Source organism: Agrococcus sp. HG114, from assembly GCF_024723325.1.
Lineage (GTDB): Bacteria > Actinomycetota > Actinomycetes > Actinomycetales > Microbacteriaceae > Agrococcus.
This window is the reverse complement of the sequence record NZ_JANQCH010000196.1, coordinates 1-2,172: the sequence shown is the minus strand read 5'-3', so window position 1 is coordinate 2,172 and position 2,172 is coordinate 1. Positions and strand designations below refer to the sequence as shown.

The following is a 2,172-nucleotide window of genomic DNA, read 5'->3' as shown; positions in this document are numbered from 1 at the left end:
CGGCGCCGACGAGCGCGCACGCGGCCCCTCGTGCCGCGCCGCGCCGCCCCCGCATGGCGCACATCCTGCCACCGCGGGCGCCCCGCGGCGCGGGCGGCACCGACGGCGAGCCGCTAGCCCTGCAGGGCCTCCTGGATCGCGGCCTGGAGGTCGCCGATCTCGCGCAGCTGCAGCAGCTCGCCGTCGACGAAGAACGTGGGCGTGCCGGGCACGCCGAGCGCGATGCCCGCGTTCGCGTCGAGCGCGACCCGGTCGAGGGTCGCGGGGTCGGCGACGGCCGCATCGAAGGCGGCGAGGTCGAGCCCGAGCTCCTCCGCGTAGGCGCGGAAGGTCGCCTCGGCGTCATCCGTCCCGGCCCACTCGTCCTGCCGGTCGAAGAGCATCGCGTGCATCTCGGCGAAGGCGTCCTGCTGGGCGGCGGCCTCGGCTGCGACGGCCGCGGGCACCGCGTTCGGGTGGCTCGGCAGCGGGAAGTAGCGCATCGCGAACGTCACCTGGCCCTCGTACCGCTCGACGAGGTCCTCGACGACCGGGTGGAGCTGCCCGCACGCCGGGCACTCGTAGTCGAAGAACTCGACCACGACCGGCGCGCCCTCGCCTGCGTCCGAGACGAGGTGCGTCGACTCGACGACGAGGTCGGCGGATGCGGCGCTCGACGTGGGCGCGGGGGTCGCGACGCGCGACTCCCACGGTCGCACGACCATGAGCGCGACCGCCACGATGAGCACGAGCGCGCCGACGACGGCGGCGATGGAGACGACGGCGTTGCGGGGCATGCATCCAGGGTATCGGCGGGCAGCCGTCGCCCAGGCCGCCGGCGACCGCCCCACGGGAGCGCGGGTGGGCTAGCGTGCCGCCATGGAGCTGTCGTTCTCGGCGATCGCGATCGAGTGGCGCGGACCGGCGCCGTTCGTCTTCGTCCCCGTGCCGCCCGACGAGTCGGAGCTCATCCGCGAGAGCGCGCGCGAGCTCACCTACGGCTGGGGCGCGATCCCGGTCTCGGCCACGATCGGCGCGACGACGTTCACGACCTCCCTCTTCCCGCGCGAGGGCCGCTACCTGCTGCCGCTCAAGGTCGCGGTGCAGCGCGCCGAGGGCGTGGGGCTCGGCGACGAGGTCGCGGTGCGGATGCGCCTGGGCGGGCGGGTCAGCCGGCGCGGGTAGCATCGCGGCGTTCCGCGACCGGGAGGGGATGCGATGGGCTGGGCGACGCGACTGGGAGCGGCAGGCGCGAGCTCGGCGCGCACCGCGGAGCGCACGCTGCACCGCCTCGCGCGGCCGGCGGCCTTCGCGCTCGCGCCGATGCTGCTGCGGCAGTCGAAGCGGCTGCTCGCGGCGCTGCCCGGGCTCCCCGAGCCCAGGGGCCGCCGCGACGGGACGGTCGGCGAGCGCTTCGAGGGCACCCCCGTGCGCCTCCTCGTCGTCGGCGACTCGACCGCGACGGGCGTGGGCGTCGACCGGCTCGAGGAGACCCTCGCGGTGCAGCTCGCCGAGCGCCTCGCGGCCGCGCGCGAGCGGCCGGTCCGGTGGCGCATCGAGGGGCAGGAGGGCTCGACCGCCGCGGCGGTGCTGAGCCGCGACCTCGCCAACATCGACCGCCGCGCCGAGCAGCCGTGGGACGCGATCCTCGTGCTCATCGGCGCGAACGACGCGCTGCAGCTCGTCAGCCGCTCCGCCTTCGCGCGCTCGGCGAGGGCGCTCCTCGCCGGCCTCGACGCCCACCGCGCGGACGGCGGCGTGATCGGCGTCGCCGGCACCCCGCAGATCGACACGTTCGCGTGGCTCCCGCAGCCGATGCGCTCCCTGCTGGGCGGGCACGCGCGGAGCCTCGACGAGGCGCTGCAGCGCATCGCGGCGGAGGCCGCGCACATCGTCCACCTCCCCACGCCCGCGATCCTCGAGCCGCGCTGGCACGCCGCCGACGGCTTCCACCCGTCGCCGGCCGGCTACGGCGAGTGGGCCCGCCTCATCGCGCCGCGGATCCTGGCGGCGCTCCCGCCCGGCGCTCCGGCACCGCGCGGGTCCGAGGCGGCTGCGCTCGAGGCGTCGGCCGAGCACGCGCGCCGCGGGATCGTGCCGCCGTACCTGCTCGAGCGGCTCGCGACCGCCGACTCGGCCGCAGCGCCCGTGGCGCAGCGCACGCTCGGCGTCGACCGCGACGTGCGGGCCGAG

At 77.1% G+C, this 2,172-nt stretch carries 3 protein-coding genes; 2 read left to right on the top strand and 1 reads right to left on the bottom strand.

Annotation, left to right across the window (positions count from 1 at the left end):
• Positions 1 to 113: 113 nt before the first annotated feature.
• Positions 114 to 776, bottom strand: a complete 663-nt coding sequence (locus tag NWP09_RS12515) for a DsbA family protein (protein WP_258275830.1) — start codon at positions 774 to 776, stop codon at positions 114 to 116.
• Between the two features lie 82 nt (positions 777 to 858).
• On the opposite strand from NWP09_RS12515, the gene NWP09_RS12510 reads away from it, so the two are divergent.
• Together NWP09_RS12510 and NWP09_RS12505 are read left to right on the top strand one after the other, a co-directional pair.
• The gene (locus NWP09_RS12510) at positions 859 to 1,164 is read left to right on the top strand and encodes a DUF1905 domain-containing protein (protein ID WP_258275829.1); all 306 of its coding nucleotides are present in this window, start codon (positions 859 to 861) and stop codon (positions 1,162 to 1,164) included.
• 33 nt (positions 1,165 to 1,197) lie between these two features.
• Positions 1,198 to 2,172: SGNH/GDSL hydrolase family protein (locus NWP09_RS12505; protein WP_258275828.1), on the top strand; the 975-nt coding region annotated here is incomplete at its 3' end.